The sequence below is a fragment of the Hymenobacter aranciens genome, assembly GCF_030580865.1.
GTDB classification, from domain to species: domain Bacteria; phylum Bacteroidota; class Bacteroidia; order Cytophagales; family Hymenobacteraceae; genus Hymenobacter; species Hymenobacter aranciens.
Map to the genome: position 1 here is coordinate 24,917 of NZ_JAUQSY010000027.1, position 17,111 is coordinate 42,027.

Here is a 17,111-nt window from a genome sequence, read left to right on the forward strand (position 1 = left end):
GGAGGCGGTGGTTGGTGGGGCTGCCGCCCTGGGCGGCCAAGCCGTCGGGCGGGCGGCTGGCGGGCGGTGGAGCGGGCGGCAAGCGGCCCGCCGCCCGGGGCGCCCGGCCAGTTCATCAGCCCGCTATAATAAGTAGCGGCTCGGCCGTGCTGCTGAGCTGAGCCAGCTGGTCTTCGCGATTGCTGCCCCAGTTCCAGAGCGTGCCATCGGCGCGGATGGCCAGGCTGTGCGTGCCGCCCGCGCTCACGGCCAGCCAGCGGTGCCGCCCGGCCAGCAGGGTGGGGGTGTCCCGGGGATACATGTCGCCATCGCCCAGCTGGCCCTTATCGTTGTGGCCCCACACGTAAAGCTGGTTTGCCTCGCTCAGGGCCAATACGTGGTTATGGCCCACGCTGAGCTGCTGCCAGTGGGGAAACACCTCCGCCGCCCAAAGGGCGACCGGCCGGTTGGCGAGCGGCAGCCACGTCCACTTGGCAGGGTCCCAGCCCCAGGCCCAGAGGCTGCCATCGCGCCGCCGGGCCAGGCTGCCGGCGTAGCTGGTGTGCACGCTAAGCCAGTCCTTGTCGGGGCCGATTGGCACCGGCGCGGCGCGGTCGATGAGGCTGCCATCGCCCAGCTGGCCGTAGGTGTTGCTGCCCCAGGCCCAGAGGCTGCCGTCGGTGTGCAGGGCCAGCACGTGGTTGTCGCTGCTGCTCACGGCTTGCCAGGTGCTGCCGGGCATCACCGGCACGGGCTGCCGGTGGCGGCGCTTGGGGCCGGGCCCGGTGGGGGCGTCAATTCCCAGCTGCCCAAACAGATTGTGGCCCCAGGCCCAGAGCGTGCCGTCGTGGCGCAGAGCCAGGCTGTGCATGGCGCAGGCGTGCACGCTCCGCCAGTCTGTGTCGGTGCCCAGGCGCGTGGGTACCAGGTGAAAAGCATTCTTCGGGGCGGCCAGCTGCCCATCCTCATTGCAGCCCCAGGCCCACAGGCTGCCATCGTGCTGAATGCCCAGGCTGTGGGCCGTACCAGCGCTCACCTGCTGCCAGGTAGTGCCCGGCGCAATGGGCAAGGGCTCTACCTGCGCTGCATCAGTGCCGCCGCCCCGCTGGCCGTAGAAGTTCTGGCCCCAGGCCCAGAGGCTGCCGTCGAGCCGAATACCCAGGCTGTGCGTGACGCCGGCGCTCACGCTGCGCCAGTCGGTGGCGTGGCCCACCTGGCAGGGGCGGGGCACGACTTGCGTACCCAGGTCGGGGTGGCCCACCTCACCGTGCTCGTTGTTGCCCCAGGCCCAGAGGCTGCCATCGCGGCGCTGGGCCAGGGTGTGGTAGTCGCCGGTGCTCACCCAGGCCCAGTCGGTGGCCGTGCCGATTTGCACCGGCGCCCTACACTGGTTGTATTCGTCGGGCAGGCCCAGCACGTTTAGCTGGTTGTCGCCCCAGCCCCAGAGCGTACCATCGGCCCGCACGCCCAGGCTGTGCCCGTCGCCCACGCTCAGGCTCACCCAGTCGGCGGCGCCATCCAGGCGGGTGGGGACGTAGTGCCGCCACTTCTGCAAGTCGAGCCCCAGCTGGCCGCAGGTATTGTCGCCCCAGGCCCAGAGGGTGCCCTGGATTGTCAGGGCCAGGTGGTGGTCGCCACCGTTATACACGCGGGCCCACTCGTGGCCCTGGCCCAGGCACACCGGGGCGTACGAGGGCACATCGTCATCGTGGAGTAGTGGTAGCAGGTGGCTGTCGCCCCAGCTCCACAGGCAGTGGTCGGCGGTCACGGCCACGGTGTGGGCGGGGCCGGTGCTCACGCTGCGCCACTGCGTTTCGGCAAATATCTGCACCGGCACCATACTCCTGGCCCCCAGCGCGGCGCCCAGCTGTTCATACTCATTTTCGCCCCAGGCCCACAGGCTGCCATCGGCGCGCAGGGCCAGGGTGTGGGTGTTGCCGGTGCTCACGCTATGCCAGTCGCAAAAGGTGCCAATCTGCACCGGCACGGGGTGGCTGGTCATCGTGCCGTCGCCCAGCTGGCTATACGTGTTGTCACCCCAGCCCCACAAGGTGCCATCCTGCCGAATGGCCAGGCTATGTTGCATGATGGTGCTCACGCTAAGCCAGTTGCTGTCGGGGCCAATGCGCGTCGGTACGGAGCGGGGCGCGGTGTCGCCGGTGCCGAGCTGGCCGTAGTCGTTGTCGCCCCAGGCCCAGAGCGAGCCATCGGGCCGGATGCTGAGCGAGTGGCGGTGGCCGGCGGCCAGGGGCTGGGGGATAGGGGAGAGAGGGGTGGGGGGAGTGGTAGGAGTAGGCATTGCAGGGGGTGAAAGGTGGAATAAAATAATAGGAGTAGGGGCAAATGTAGAGGGCTGGGGGGAGCGGCGCGGGCGGCGCACCCCACCCCCCGGCCCCCTCCCCTTCGGGAGAGGGGGAGCCTGGCGTTAGAGGTGTGGCAACTGCAGGCGGCGCGGGCGGCGCACCCCACCCCCCGGCCCCCTCCCCTTCGGGAGAGAGGGAGCCGGTCATGCACGGCCAGGAATCGTCAGGCTCCCCCTCTCCCAAAGGGGAGGGGGCTGGGGGGTGGGGTGCCGGGACCGGGGGATAAGGCCAAGCCCTACCCCACCGTCACCTCATACTGCCCCAGCTCCGACGTGTTATTCACCACCAGCAGCACCGGCTCCAGCATGGGGTCGCCCAGCGTAGCCAGGGTGGTGCTGAGCTTGGCGCCCGGTAGCACCTCGGTGCCGGCGCCGGCCAGGGTCAGGCCATCCACGCTCAGGCCGAAGCTCAGGCGCACCAGGCCCACGTTGCAGAGCTGGATTTTCACCAGCGGGTCGGGCGTCACCGGGCTGAGCAGGGCCGCGCTGCTGCCGCCCGGCACAAAGCCCGCCAGCTCCAGGCGGCTGTGGCCGCCCTGGGGCGCGGGCAGCAGGTTAAAGTCGTAGGCCAGGCGCCGCTTGTCGAGCTGGCTCTTGCCGGGGTAGTGCTGAATGACCATCCCCGCCGCCTCAAACAGCGTCGCCGTCAGCGTTTCGTCGGCTTCGGTGCCCGTGCTGCGGCTGGTGCCCACGTTGCTCTTCTGCTCGGTTTGCTTGTTGCGGGCCTCGTCGAGAGCCTTCACCGCATCCTGAACAGCCGTAATCACGTCGGCCTTCACCACGCCCTTGGTGGCCTGCATGTTTTGCAGCAGCTTGCCCGTTTGCTTGGCATAGTTCGTCAGGGTCAGGCTGGTCGTGTAGTCGCTCAGGGTCTTGTTAAAAATGGTCTTGAGCAAAGCACTGCTCTTGCCCAGCTGGTCGCGCAGCACCCCATGTTTTCCGCTAATCACGTCGCGCAGCTTTTGCAGGGCTGCCTTCACCAGGTCGGTTTCGCCCACCTGCTGGCTCAGGGCCGAGCCGGTGGTCGCACTCGCGAGGCTCAGGGCCTCGGCCTCCCTTTCGAGGCGCGCAATGATGGCGTCGAAATAGTCGGCATCCAGGGCGCGCAGGCGGCCCGCCTGGTTCAGGGCGTACACCACCTTGCGGTCGCGCGAGAATTCTTCCCGGGCGAAGGGGTTTTCAATGTAAAACTGCGGAAAGTAAGTGGCCATGTGTAAAAAAAGTGAAGGTGAATGGTAAAAAATCAATCAATGGCTCCGCCAGTCCACCCCGTCGGGGCAGATGGCTGATAACGGGCTGGTTGAGGGCCGGGCGGCCCGGCCCCAGGCGTAGGCCTGGGGCGCACGCGCCGCACCGCTACGCCGGAGCTTGGGGAGGTCTTTATCTGGTTTAGTACCAGGCCCGCGCCCGCAGGCGGCCGGCTGGATTTGAGTAATGCAGAAGGTGAGTTGAGATGACGCGGCTAATGTAGGAGTAAAACGTCAATTCCCCGTCAATTTATTTTGCAAAACCCGTTCATAGCAGCATCCCAATGCCCCTGCCGCGCTGGAAACGCCGTTTTACCCCCGAAAAAAAAGTTGGCCCGACCTGCTGCGCAGACCGGGCCAAGCTACTGCTCATGCCATTACCCCGCCAGTGCGGGCTTGGCAACTACCTCCTTCGGGCATCATTCCGGCCCCGCCACCGGCCCAGCTATTCAGTAGCTGCCCCACTCCGGCAAAGCGAACGATACGCCCATCCAATAGCTGCCCCACTCTGATAAAGCGAGTGGCAGCACCAGCCATTAGGTAGCTCACCCCGCCAAAGCGAATGACCCAACTAATCGTTGGTTGCCCCACCCGCGCCGCCCGGGCCACCCCTCCACCGCCTACCAAATGCCGCCCGCCGGGCCGCCCTTGGCTTACTCCACCGCCACGCGCCGCACCTGCGGCCCGCAACGCAGCAGGTACAGGCCCGGGGCCAGCCCGGCGGGCAGCCCGAGCCGGGCCGTGCCTTCGGCATCGGCCGTGGTGCGGCCCACGGGGCGGCCCAGGGCATCTACCAGCACTGCGGGGGCCCGGGCGGGCAGGCCGCTCACCGTAAGGCTGCCGTGGGCGGGATTGGGGTACACCTGCCAGGTGGCCGCCCCGGTAGCGGCGCCGGTAGCCAGCGTCTGCTCCACGGTGAACGGGATGCTGGCGCTGACGCCGGCCGGCGTGCCTACGGCAATGGTGTAGGCGCCGGGCGCCAGGCCCGCCGGCACCAGCACGCTGGCAATGCTGCCGGCCGAGGGCACGAAGCCCGCCGGGGCCGGGGTGCTGGTGCCGCCGGCATCGGTGAATAGCACCGTCTGGGCCGCGCCCAGGTTGGCGCCCGTCAGCGTCAGGCTGCTGCCCACCGGTGCGCCGGGCACCGATACCGTATAGAGCACCGGCCCGGTGCCATACAGCCCGAAGCAGTTGACCACTTTCGAGTTATCGAACACGGCGCTGAAATAGCCGCCCACCGCCAGCTGACTGCCCGGCCCGGCCGCCATCGCCCACACCGGCGCATTGAGGCCCGAGCCCAGACCGGTCCAAGCCGTACCATCCCACTGGGCCAGGTTGTTGACGGTGGTGCCGCCGGCCCGCAGGAAGCCACCGCCCACGTACAAGATGCCGTTGGCCCGGGCCATCGACAAGGCCGGGCCCACGAAGCCCGTGCCCAGCGGCTGCCAGGCCGTGCCAGTCCACTGGGCCACGTAGGCGGCCGGCGCGCCGCCCGCCTGCGTGAAGTACCCGGCCGCGTACACCCCGGTAGCCGTGGCCGCCAGGGCCGTGGCGCGGCCGTTGAGGCCCGCGCCCAGCGCGCTCCAGGCCGCGCCATCCCAGCGGGCAATGCGGCTAGCGGCCGCGCCCCCGGCCGTCCCGAACGAGCCGCCCGCATACACCACCGCCCCATTGGCCGCCAACGATTCGACGGTGCCATCAACCCCCGTGCCCAGGGGCTGCCAGACGGCGCCCGTCCAGCGGGCCACGCGGCTGGCGGCCTGCCCGCCGGCCTGCGTAAAGCGCCCCCCCGCGTACACGTCCGAGCCCGCGGCGGCCAGGGCGTTTACTACATCATTAACGCCCGCGCCCAGTGCGGCCCAGGTGCTGCCATTCCAGCGGGCCACGTTGCTGGCTGGCACGCCCCCAGCCTGGCTGAAGTAGCCGCCCACGTACAGCGTGTTGCCCACTACGGCCAGCGCATTCACGAACGGAGACGCGAAGCTGCCCGACACGGGGCCGCCCACCCCGCCACCCACGGCGTGCCAGGCCGTGCCATCCCAGCGGGCCACGTAGCTGGCCGCCAGCCCGCCAATGTGGGTGAAGTTGCCGCCCACGTACACGTCGGCACCCAGCACCGCCACGGCGCTCACGGTGCCATTGAGGCCCGTGCCTAGGGCCTCCCAGCGGCTGCCGTCCCAGCGGGCCACATTGCGGGCCCCCTCGGCTCCCGCCCGGCTGAAGAGACCCCCCACGTATAGCGTACTGCCCACCAGCGCCATGGTCTGTACCTTGTCGTTGAGCTCATTGCTGACGCCAGTATCGATAAGGCTCCAAGCCGTGCCGTTCCAGCGGGCCAGGTTGTTGGCCCCCACGAGGCCGCCAGCCGTGCTAAACACCCCGCCCACGTAGAGACTACCGCCCGCCACCACCAGCGACTGCACCGAGGGTGTGAGGCCGCTCACGCCCGTGCCCAGCGTATGCCAGGCCGTGCCATCCCAGCGGGCCACCCGGTAGGCCGTCGTGCCGCTGGCCGAGGCAAAGCTGCCGCCCACGTACAGGTCGGAGCCCATCACCGCCAGGGCCGCCACCGTGTTGTTGACGCCCGTGCCCAGCGCGCTCCAGGCCGTGCCGTTCCAGCGGGCCACCCGGTTGGTGCTCACCGTGCCGGCCATCGTGAAGCCGCCGCCCACGTAGAGGTCGGGGCCCAGCATGGCCAGGGCGCCCACGTCGCCATTGAGGCCGCTGCCCAGGGCGTGCCAGGCCGTTCCGTCCCAGCGGGCCACGCGGCTGGCTGGCACGCCGCCCGCCGTGTCAAAGCTGCCCCCCGCATACAGGTCGGTGCCCAGCGCGGCCAGCACCCGCACCGTGCCCACGAAGTTGCCGCCCACCACGCTCCAGGCCGTGCCGTTCCAGCGGGCCACTTGGTTGACTGATGGGCCGCCGGTCAGGCTGAGGGTGCCGCCCACGTACACCTCGCCGCGCCACAGGGCCACGGCCAGCGGCGTGCCGCCCACCCCGGTGCCCATCGTCGTCCAGGCGGTGCCGTCCCAGCGGGCTACGTGGTTGGCCGGCAGGCCGCCCACGGCCGTGAACGCACCCACAATGAATACCTCGCCGCCGGGGCCCGCTGCCAGGGCCGTCACGGCGGCATTGGTGCCGGGCAGGTAAAAGCCGTCGTACCATAGCTCGTCGCCCACGCCCGCGCTCCGCTGCGCGCCCCGGGGCCTAAACACCGGCCGCCCATCGGGGGCCATGCTAAAGGCATAGCCCGCCGCATCGAACGAGCCGTGCAGGCCGGGGCGCAGAGTGCCATCGGGGGCCAGCGCCCCGGCCAGGCCGGTTTGGGCGGGCAGGCCGGTGGCGCGGGCGGGCCGTAGCCCCAGCGCCAGCAGCGCCACGCCCAACAGCAGCAACACACGGGCGCCGGTCAGCCAGCGCCGCCAAGCAAGTATCAAGTAAGCGTTTGTCATACCCAAAGGTAGGGGCCCGCTCCGTATTGCCCCAGCGCCCCGCGCCGCCCGCCTAGTTCAGGTTCAGCCCGAACAGCACCCCCAGCCAGGGCCGGCCCTGGTAGAGCCAGTGCGGCCCATCGGCCCCCAGCAGGTAGTCGAAGCCCAGGGCCGCGCCCACGTTCAGCGCCCGGATGTCGTAGATGGCCGCCACCCCGCCGTGCAGCACCGCCCCCTCGTAGTCGGTGATGGCGTGCTGGCGCGTCAAATCGGCCGTCACAATGGTAGAGCCCAGCCCCACGAAGCCCCCGTAGCCAAAGCCGGCGGTGCGAATCTGCGGCACGGCCTGCCCCGTGGGCAGCACCGTGCGCCGAAAGTGGTAGCGGTCGAGCCGCCGCCCCAGGTACAGGGCGGCATTGAAGGTAGTGTTGAGCTGGGCCGGCACGCCCTCGCGGCTGGCCCGCAGCTTGAAGGGCAGCGTAAAAATATCGAAGTCAAACTCGCCGTGGCGCAGCTTCAGGCCCTCGAAGTCGGCCAGGCCGTAGCGCAGCGGACGGGCCTGCGGGCCGGGGTAAAACACCAGGCTGTCGGGCGTGGGCTGCGCCAGGTACAGCCGGCGGCCGGGCGCCTGGTCGGCCACCCCGGCCAGCGCCCCCGAGCGGGTGCGGGCCACCTGGTAGTGGCCGGGTGCCAGCTGCGGCACGCGCCCCACCGTGCAGCCGGCCAGCACCGCCGGCAGCAGCAAGAGGCTAAACAGAAGCAACCGAACCATGCCGCGAAGGTAAGCGCCCCCGGCCGTCATCCCTGCATTTGGGCGTACCTTTCGTGAAACCGCGGCCACTACGGGCCCGGGTGCGCCCCCGGCCCTATGAAAACCCCCGTGCTTCCCCCTGCCGCCCTCCACATTGCCCGCGACCCGGGCACAGGCTTTCTGAGCGCCCGCTGGCAGGGGCCCGTGCCCGAGGTGCTGCTCATGCGCCACTACGTGGTGCTGCTGGCCGAGGCCCACCGCCTGCCCGGCGGCCACTTCTGGCTGCTCGACCTGCGGGGCCGCAACTGGCCCAGCCCGCGCTTCGAGCACTGGTTCAGCCACATTCTGGCCCCCCGCGTCACCGATGCCCTCGGCCACCCCGTGTTCGTGGCCTGCGTGCTCGATGCCGGCCACGCCCCCGAGGCCAACGGCCCCGCCGCCGAGGCCAGCCAGCGCGAGTGCGCCACCCACGACCTATACACCTACTTCTTCGATAGCGAAGACGCGGCCCGCGCCTGGCTGCGGCACCAGCAGCAGCACTACCACACGCCGGCCTAGCGCCCGGCCCGGCCGGCCCCTACGAAGCAGCAGCAGCATGCCCCCGTGTGCTGGCGCGCCGGCCCCGGCCCTCAGGCCAGCAGCCAGGCCAGCGCCTCCGGCTCGTGCTCAAACTCCTGCCGCCGCACCTTCTGGTCGAACCGCTGCGTCATGCTGCGCACCGCCAGCCGCCCGATGGGCGACGGCCCCTGCACCACGGCAATGCAGATGCTGAGCGGCAGCGCATTGATGCGCGGAAACCACTCCGTCACCAGCCAGTTCTGAATGGCCAGGCTGATGGGTGGCCGCTGCTGCTGCAGCGACATAATCAGACCGGTGCGGTAGCGCAGGGGCGCGGCCGCCAGGTGCTCGTACATGGCCCGCACCTCGGCTTCGTTGGTCGCCTGGGCCGTCCAGGCCAGGCGCAGGTAGCCTTCCGGCTCCAGCGTGAGGCGGGCAGCGGCATTCTGAAAGTATAGCTGGGCAGCCTTCATGGCACAAACTTACGGCCGTGGCTGTCAAATGTCATAAAGCCCGCGCCGGGGAGGGCGCGGGCTTGGTGGCGGGGCGGGCATCAGCCAGCATCAGCCAGTCCTCGCCTTACGGGGCCGACACGTACCAGTCCGTGCCGTCGGAGATGACCGTGATGAGGCGGTTCGTGGTCGTCATGGTGTAGGAGCTCGCGCCGCTGGTGCTGTCGGCGTCGTAGATGTTGCTACTGCCCGAGGTGATGACGGGCGCCGTGCCGCCGTTGAAGCGCAGGTAGTAGATGCGGCCCGGGCAGTCGCTGGCCGTGGGCAGGCGGTAGTATTGGTTGCTGGCGCCGGTGGGCGTCAGCTCGTAGAAACCGCCGACGAAGGTAGTTTGGTTGATGCGGCCCTGGTCGAGGCCGTTGGGGCTGCCGCTGCCGCCGCCGCCGAAGTTGTTGACCACACCCACGGCGAAGGTGCCGTTGACTTGCAGCGAGCTGCTGGGCGCCGAGATGCCGATGCCTACGCTCACGGCATCGTTGGTGCCGCGCGTGTTGCCGATGACCAGCGAGTTGCTCTGCGTCACGCTGGTGTTATTGCCGAAGGCGTAGGCGTCGTAGAGGCCGGCGCCGGCCTGCGTGCTGCCGCCCAGCAGGATGTTGTTGCTGTTGGTGGTCAGCGCAGCGCCGGCGCTGGTACCGATGGCAATGTTGTTGGTGCCGGTAATCGTAGTGCTGGCGTTGTAGGCCACCTGGTTCCCGATGAATACGTTGTTGGTGCCGGTGGTCAGTCTGTTCCCGGCGTAGTAGCCCATCAGGGTATTGCTGCCGCCGGTGGTGTTCTGGCCCGCGCCGTAGCCGATGAACGTGCTGGCACTCTCGTTGAGCTCCTGGCCCGCCCGTGCCCCGATGATGACGTTGTACACACCGGTACTCACGGCATAGCCCGCGTTGAAGCCCAGCAGCACCGACGCCGCGGAGGGCGTACTGTTGCCCACCGAGATGCGCCCGTTGCTGTACACCCGGAAGGCCTCGTTGCCGTTGCGCTTCACGATGACGTCCTCGTTGTTGTTGCTGCCGATGAATTGGTTGCCGTCGAGAGTGTTGCCGCTCAGGCTCCAGCCGGGGGTGCTGCCCGCGATGGTGGCCCAGGTGTTGTCGCCGCGCAGGTAGGTGCTGCTGCTGGGCGTGCCGGTGGCCGAGAGCTCGGCAATGCCCACGGCGTCGTCGGCCAGCTTGGCGTTGGTCACGGCGTTGGTGGCCAGCTCGGCGGGGCCAATGGCACTGGCGGCGATGGTGGGGTTGGGGTAGGTGCCGGTGAGGGAGCCGCCGGCCGTGCCGGTGGGCGCGCCGCCGCCGCTGGGCAGGGTCACCGAGTTGCCCCCGCTGATGCTCAGCGTCGAGCCGCTAATAGCCAGCGTTTGGGCATCGGTGTTCACGGGGATGGCCTGGGTGCTGAGGTCGCCGTCGGCATCGGCCACCACCATGCGGCTGCCGGTGCCGCCCAGGCTTTCGAGGCGGGTGTTGGAGGTGCCGGCGGTGCCGCCCACGTGGAAGGTTACGGCCGGGCTGGCCGCCGCCGTGCCGATGCCCACGCGGCCGGTGCCGCGCCAGCCCAGCACGCCGGTGCTGACGCCGCCGTTGCGGACGCCCAGCAAGCCGCCGCCCGAGCCGGTGAGCTCGGGGCCGTCGGGCGCGAGGCTCCACACCAGGCGGTGGTTGCTGTCGGTGGCGGTGCGCAGGTGCAGGGCGTTGTCGGCCAGGGCCAGGGTTTGGGTGGCGAGGTGGTCGCCGAGGTCGTCGCCGAGGGTGCTGGCGTCGACGCTGCTCAGGTTGCCGCTGGCGTTGGTGGTCACCACGCCCGGCGTGGTGAGGCCGCGCAGGCGGGTGGTGCCGTTCACGTCGAGCTGGGCGGTGGGGGTGCCGGTGCCCACGCCCACCAGCGCGTTGGTGCTGGTGTAGAGGGCCGCGTTGCCGGGGGTGGTGTAGAATACCGTAAAGGTTAGGTCGTTGACGCCAGCCGTGGTACCGTTGTAGATGGAGCCGCCCGGGTACACGTTGGCGCTGGAGCGGCTCCAGTCCGTGACGCCGGTGCTGAACGAGTAGGTGCCGGCCGCGCCCACCGTCACGGGCGTGGCCAGCACGATGTTGTTGGTGCCGGGGGTGTAGCTGGCGGGCTGGGTGGCCAGCACCGTGCCGCCGGGCGTGCCCGCGTAGAACGTAAACGTGCCCGACGTCGGGCCGGCGTTGCCCGAGGTGAGCACCACCCGCGTGACGGTGGCACTGGCCGGCAGCTGGAAGCTCTGGCCCACGTTGCCGAGGGTGACGTAGGTGGCCGTGCTGATGGGCTGGTCTACGCTGCCGGCCAGCGCCGCGCCCGCCGCGTACAGCGAGCCCGCCACTTCGAGCGTGGCGCTGGGCGTGGTGGTGCCCACGCCCACGTTGCCGGCGCTGCTGATGCTGATGCCTTTGCTGCCGCCGTTGCCCACCAGCTGGTTAGCGGCCAGGTCGAGGTTCTGGGTGGCGGTGTGGTTGCCCAGGTTGTCGCCGGTGGGCGTGGGGTTCAGAAACACCCAGGCGGCCGGCGTGCCGGCGTAGTACCAGAAGCCCGTCTGCGCGCCGCCGCTGGCCGTGCCGTCGGTCTGGTACACAATCAGGCCCTGGGGGGGCGAGGTGATGGCCAGGCGCTGGGCCTCGGTGAGGCGCGGAATGAGCAGGCCCTTGTCGGTGGCCGTGATGTCGAGGGCGGCCTTGGGGTTGGGCGTGGGGTTGCCCAGGCCCACCTGGGCGCTGGCGGCCAGCGGCAGGGCGCCTACGGCCAGGGCCAGGCCCAGAGTGCGGAGGAAGAAATGTTGCATAGCAGTGGCGAGAAAAAAAGGAGGGCTAACTAGTTAATACACTACAAAAAAAGGGGGACAAGCACGGCAAAGGTAGTGCCGGGCTTGTCCCCTGTGCTAGCTTCGTTTGTACCCTAAACAGGGTACAAGCCGCCCGGCCGCTACGGAATAGCAATCCAGTCGAGCAGCAGCGTCTGGCCCCACGAAGCGGTGTTGTCGGTGCGCTTCACGTTGAGCTCAAACTTGGTGGCCGTGATGAGCTTGGTGGTCACCGAAAACACGTCGCCGTAGCTCTGGCCGTTCTCGGTGCGCACGGTGCAGATAACCTGGCTGGGCGCGGCCGCGAAAGCCGTGGGGAAGGTGACGGTGTAGTTGTTGTAGCCGGCGCTGGCGCCGCCACTGCCCAGGGTGGCCGTGCCGCTCTGGCCGCTGAGCAGGCGGTTGAGCAGGCTGCCGCCGGTGGTGGGGGCCAGCGTGCCGCTGGCGTCGGCCGTCACGAGGCGGGTGCCGGTGCCGGCCAGGCTACCCAGGCGCACGTTGGCGGTGCCGGCGGTGCCGGGGAAGGTGGTGGTGGTGGCCGCGCGGCCGATGCTCACGGCCCCGCTGTTGGTGCCGCCGCCGATGGTGGTGCTGCCCGAGCCGCTGCCGATGGTGGTGCTGCCGCCCCCGGCATTGATGACCACCGGCCCGCCCGCGCCGATGGAGATGGTGCCGCCGCCGCCCAGGTTCACGTTGCCGCTGCCGCCCACGTTGATGTTGGTGACGCCGCCGCCGCTGGGGTTCAGGTTGAGGTTGCCGGTGATGGTGGTGGCCCCCGTGACGGTAGTGGCGCCGCTGATGGTAGCGCCGCTGCTCACGCTCAGGCCGCCGGCCACGGTGCCGCTGCCGCTCACGCTAAAGCCGCCGGGCTGGGCCGCAGTCGTTTGGTTCTGGATGAAGTCGGCGGCGGTGGGGGCCGTCGGCAGGGCCTGCGTGTCGAGGTTGCCGCTGGCATCGGCCACCACCATGCGGCTGCCGGTGCCGCCCAGGCTTTCGAGGCGCACGTTGGCCGTGCCGGCGGTGCCGGCTACGTGCAGGCGCACGGCGGGGGCGGTGGTGCCCAGGCCCAGGTCGCCGTTGGTGTTGAGGCGCATGCGCTCCACGTAGGCATTGCCCACGGTGGTCAGCCAGGTGTGGTAGCCGTCGGCGGCGTTGTTGCCGGGGCCGGCGTAGTTGAGCACGCCCCAGCCCGTGCCGTGGCCGATTTTGGAGCCGTTGGCGCCCTGGTTGGTCAGGAAGATTTTGTCGGCGTCGCCCGAGTTCATGGTCAGCGTGCCGGGCATGCTCAGGTTGTTGGCCACGCTGATGCTGCCGCTGCCTTCTATGGTTAGCGCATTCAGCAGATTGCCAGCGCTGGTGGTACGGAAAATGAGGCCGAGGTTACTGGCGGAGGTGGGGTTGGGCACGCGGGCCTGGATGAAGGCCGCGCCGGTGGCGCCGCTATAGGGTGCCAGCCACAGGTGGCCGGGCAGGTATACGCTCTGGCTGCTGCCGTTGTCGGGGTCGTCCACGAGATAAGTGTCGCCGGGGCCGTCCACGTCAAGCTTGCCACGCGGGGTGGTGGTGCCCACGCCCACCCGGCCGTCGCCGCGCACCGTGAAGCGCGGCGTGAAGGTGCCGGCGGCCAGCGTGCCCTCGGTGCTGGCCGAGGTGTTGCCCACCGAGAACTTGTCGTTGCCGTCGTTGGCATCGCCGATGACGGCGCGCAGCTCGCTCTGGTCCACGGCGGGGTTGATGCGGTAGAGGCCTACGGGGTCGGTGTTCACGCCGGGGCCCACAAATTCCAGGGTCTGGCCGGTGCCGGTCACGTTGCCGCCGTTGTCGCCCAGGCGCAGGTTGCCGCGCACATCGAGCTTCTGGCTGGGGACCAGGGTGCCCACGCCCACGTTGCCGCTGGCATCGATGCCGATGCCGGTGGTGCCGGGCGTGGTGAGGGTGCCGCCCACGAGGTAGTTGCCGTTGAGGTTCACGTTGGTAGTGGCCACGCCGTTGCCCAGGTTGTCGCCCAGGGCCGAGTTGGGCACGCTGGTGAGCTGGCCGGCGCTGTTGAAGCCCAGGCTGTTGCTCTGGGTGAGCTGCAGCACGCGCACCTGGTTGCTGGTGGTGTTGGTGAGGTAGGCGTAGTTGCCCTTCACATCAAAGCCGTAGGGGCGGCCGCCGGTGGGCGTGCTGCTCTGGTAGCTGGGCGTGGCCGGGGTGCCCAGGCCGTAGATGTAGAGCGTGTTGCTGGCGGCGTTGGTGAGGTAAAGCAGGTTGTTGGCCACGGCCAGGGCGTTGGGCTGGGTGCCGGTGGTGAGGGTGGCCGTCAGGGTGGGCGTGAGTGCGCCGGCCTGCAGGTCGAAGGCTTCGAGGCGGTTGGCCAGATAGTCGGCCACGTAGAGGTAGCGGCCGTCGGGGCTGGCGGCCAGGCCGCCCGGCCCGGCCTGGGTGGCAAAGGCCCCCAGCAGCGGCGGGCTGGTGAGCGAGCCGCCGGGGCCGCTCAGGTTAAATACCTGCACGGTATTGGTGCCGTAGCTGGCCACGAAGAGGTTATCGCCGATGACCACGGCCCCATCGGGCTGGTTGGCGGTGGCAAAGGTGCCCAGGAAGGCCGGGGCCGTGGGCGAGCCCGCCGGCGTGGTGCCGGGCAGCAGCGAATACACCCGCACGTTGCTGGCGTTGATGTCGCACACGTACACGTAGCCGTTGTGCACCGTCAGCAGGTCGAGGTTGGTGCCGCCGGCCACGGTGCCGGCGGGCACGGCCACCGGCAGGGTGGGGTTGCTGATGTCGAACACCAGCAGCTCGTTGGGCGAGTTGTGGGTGACGTACAGGTAATTGCCGCTGATGGCCGCCCCGGTGGGGCTGGTCACGGCCACGTTGCCCAGGTTGAGGGGCGAGGCCAGCACCGTGACGGGGCTGATGGGCTGGCTCACGCCCAGCGTGCCATCGGGCTGCACGATGGGCAGGCGCTGGTCGGGGCCGCTGAGGCCGCGCACGCGCAGGCTGCCGTTCACGTCGAGCGTTTGGGTGGGGGCAGTGGTGCCAATGCCCACATTCTGGGCGCGGGCGGCGGGGGCCAGGCCCAGCAGGGCCCCGGCCAATACTAGCCAGCGCAAACTCGTGTAGGTTTGTTGCATAATGGTTTAAGTAAGGAGTATACCAGCTGCAAAGGTACAATTTCGGCCACATCATGCCAACCAGCCGCCCGCCAAAAGCCCCCGCCGGCCAGGGCCAGCGGGGGCTTTTGGCGCACGCGCACGCGGCTCCGCTACTGCTACTGCACCACCCGCAACTCGGGGGCCGAGAAAACGGTATCGCCGGTGCCGTTCCAGGCGCCCATGCGGAACCAGTAGCTCTGGCCGCTGAGCAGGCCGGCTATTTCGGCCACGTTTTTGGGGCACAGGCAGTATTTCCACACCAGCTCCTGGCCCTCGGGCACTTGCAGGGCATACTCATACACGTAGGCGCGGGTGTTGCGCTGGGCATTCTGGCGGGCACACACGCTGCCTTTGAGCTTGCCGTCGCTCAGCTTCACCTTGATGGGCGCGCTCAGGGCCGGGCGGCTCTGGCGGTTGGGCTTGGTGAGCATAAAATGGGCCCCGGCCCAGGCCACGGGGTCTTTCGGCGTAGCTTCGGTGGCCTCGCTGCTCCACTGGCGCAGGGCTGCTTCGACCTGGGGGCGGAGCGAATTGCGCAGCAGCTTTACGGCTTCGCCGCCCTTCACGGCATTGGCCACGGCCGTCGTATAGTTGTCGCGCAGCGTTTCATATTCTTCCAGCCTGGCTTGCAGGCCGGGGTAATTTTTATTCCCTTTTACCCCGCTGATGACGGTGGTAAAATACGCTGCCAGCCGGGGATGACTGAGACTGGTCAGGCTGGTGCTGATGACCTGGGGTAATGCAGACATAAAAAAGTGAGGTATTGGTGGTTTAACCCAGCTAAAAGCAGCTGGTAGCCGCAAACCTACTACATCCGGGCAGCCGTGTCAAGTCTTTTTTATGCAACCAGGCCATCTTATTCTGCCATTTTAGTAAAAAACCGCCTTGGCGAGCGCCGCAGGGTGTTTTTTTATTTTTAAAAACGCAGAAAAAATGAAATCACAGCCTTAAATGCGCTAACCATCAGCAGACCGGTAATCGGATTTGACGACCAGTGAGCCGCCAAGGGCCACTTGTTGGCTGGCGTTGTCCTTCGCCGTCGTGATGTTGGTCTTTACAACCGCGTAGTTGCCCTTCACAGTCGTGATGTTGCTTTTCGCGAGCACGTGGTTGCCCTTTGCAAACGTGGCCTTGGCCTTCGCGCGGGCAAGGTTGCCCTTCGCAGGAACGTAGTTGTCCTTTGCAGGCCTAATGCTGCCCTTGACGACGGCAAGGGCTGGCCGCGCCGGCTAGTTCCCGTTTTTGATGACGGTCCAGTTCTGCCCGTCCGAGATGGCCGTGATGGTCTTGGTGAGCCCGCTGGCCGCCAGCACAAAGGCCCCGGCGGTATTCGGCACGCTGCCGCCCTCGTAGATGTAGCCCTGCACCGTGCTCAGGTAAGCCGCGTTGGTAGGGCTGTTGTTGCGGATGTAGTAGAGGCGGCCGGGGCAGCTGGTAGCGGCCGGCAGCAGGTAGTAGTCGGCGTTCGGCTCGGGGCTCAGGCCCACGTAGCCGCTGGGCGAGTTGCCGAGGCGGGTGCCCGCCGGGCTGCCCACCAGCCCCATTGCCAAGCCCACCGCGAAGGAGCCGTTGACGTGCAAGGTGCTGTGCGGGTGCTCGGTCTGGAAGCCCGCGTTGCCGGTGGTGCCCAGGATGCGCAGCCGCTCGCTGGCCGTATTATTATCGTAGATGATGTAGTCGTTGCCGTTGCCGCTCACCCCGGCAAAGTACTCGTGCAGGCTGCTCTTGCTCACGTAGCCCGCGAAGTAGGGCGTGGTGCTCACCACCTGCACCCGCGTGCCCAGCACGCTCTCTACGTGCAGCATATCGAGCGGCGCCAGCGTGCCGATGCCCACCTGTCCGGCCGCATTCACCCGCAGGCCGTTGCTGCCGCTGCTGGTGCCCGTGCCGCCCACCAGCAGCTTATCGGCCAGGTTGAGGTTGCGGGTAGCGGTGTGGTTGCCGAGGTTATCGCCGCTGCGCGTTTTGTCGGGGATGTACAGCCACGCGCCATCCACCGCGTACCAGAAGCCCCGGCGGCCGTCGGTCTGAAACACCATGAGCCCCGTGGGCGGCGCCGCAATGCGCACCCGCTGGGCCGAGTCCAGGCGCGGGATGAGCAGGCCCTTGCCGCTGCCCGCGATGTCGAGCGCCGCCGTCGGGTCGGGCGCCGCCGTGCCGATGCCCACCTGGGCCCGGGTGGCCAGGGCGAGCAAGAGCAGAAAGGGCAGAACGGTGAGCTTCATACGGCAAAAGTAGGGGCGGTATTGGGTATTGGGTATTGGGTATTGGGTATTGGGTATTGGGTATTGGGTATTGGGTATTGGGTATTGGGTATTG

General features: G+C 68.7%; 10 protein-coding genes. 1 reads left to right on the forward strand and 9 read right to left on the reverse strand.

Going from position 1 to position 17,111, the window contains the following annotated elements; genetic code table 11:
• Positions 1-115: 115 nt before the first annotated feature.
• The 4 genes from Q5H93_RS23895 to Q5H93_RS23910 all read right to left on the reverse strand — a co-directional run bounded on the left by Q5H93_RS23895 (position 116) and on the right by Q5H93_RS23910 (position 7,791).
• Entirely contained in the window at positions 116-2,278 is a 2,163-nt protein-coding gene (locus tag Q5H93_RS23895; RefSeq protein ID WP_305009260.1) for an RCC1 domain-containing protein, read from the reverse strand.
• 299 nt (positions 2,279-2,577) lie between these two features.
• Complete coding sequence (locus Q5H93_RS23900; protein ID WP_305009261.1) at positions 2,578-3,552, reverse strand: hypothetical protein; 975 nt, start codon at positions 3,550-3,552, stop codon at positions 2,578-2,580.
• Positions 3,553-4,241: 689 nt separating this feature from the next.
• Entirely contained in the window at positions 4,242-7,040 is a 2,799-nt protein-coding gene (locus tag Q5H93_RS23905; RefSeq protein ID WP_305009262.1) for a beta strand repeat-containing protein, read from the reverse strand.
• Between the two features lie 52 nt (positions 7,041-7,092).
• The gene (locus tag Q5H93_RS23910; RefSeq protein ID WP_305009263.1) at positions 7,093-7,791 is read right to left on the reverse strand and encodes a hypothetical protein; all 699 of its coding nucleotides are present in this window, start codon (positions 7,789-7,791) and stop codon (positions 7,093-7,095) included.
• 108 nt (positions 7,792-7,899) lie between these two features.
• On the opposite strand from Q5H93_RS23910, the gene Q5H93_RS23915 reads away from it, so the two are divergent.
• Positions 7,900-8,328 carry a hypothetical protein gene (locus tag Q5H93_RS23915; RefSeq protein WP_305009264.1) on the forward strand — a complete coding sequence of 143 codons (429 nt, stop codon included), beginning with the start codon at positions 7,900-7,902 and terminating at the stop codon, positions 8,326-8,328.
• Positions 8,329-8,399: 71 nt separating this feature from the next.
• On the opposite strand, the gene Q5H93_RS23920 is transcribed toward Q5H93_RS23915, so the two are convergent.
• From Q5H93_RS23920 to Q5H93_RS23940, 5 genes are all read right to left on the reverse strand, one after another.
• Complete coding sequence (locus Q5H93_RS23920) at positions 8,400-8,801, reverse strand: hypothetical protein (RefSeq protein ID WP_305009265.1); 402 nt, start codon at positions 8,799-8,801, stop codon at positions 8,400-8,402.
• A 106-nt stretch (positions 8,802-8,907) separates the two neighbouring features.
• Positions 8,908-11,634 carry a beta strand repeat-containing protein gene (locus tag Q5H93_RS23925; protein ID WP_305009266.1) on the reverse strand — a complete coding sequence of 909 codons (2,727 nt, stop codon included), beginning with the start codon at positions 11,632-11,634 and terminating at the stop codon, positions 8,908-8,910.
• A gap of 140 nt (positions 11,635-11,774) precedes the next feature.
• The gene (locus Q5H93_RS23930; protein WP_305009268.1) at positions 11,775-14,771 is read right to left on the reverse strand and encodes a beta-propeller fold lactonase family protein; all 2,997 of its coding nucleotides are present in this window, start codon (positions 14,769-14,771) and stop codon (positions 11,775-11,777) included.
• 137 nt (positions 14,772-14,908) lie between these two features.
• A complete protein-coding gene (locus tag Q5H93_RS23935; protein WP_305009269.1) occupies positions 14,909-15,541 on the reverse strand; it encodes a hypothetical protein in 633 nt (210 codons plus the stop codon).
• Positions 15,542-16,021: 480 nt separating this feature from the next.
• Positions 16,022-17,017, reverse strand: a complete 996-nt coding sequence (locus tag Q5H93_RS23940; RefSeq protein WP_305009270.1) for a phage tail-like protein — start codon at positions 17,015-17,017, stop codon at positions 16,022-16,024.
• Between the last annotated feature and the right edge of the window lie 94 nt (positions 17,018-17,111).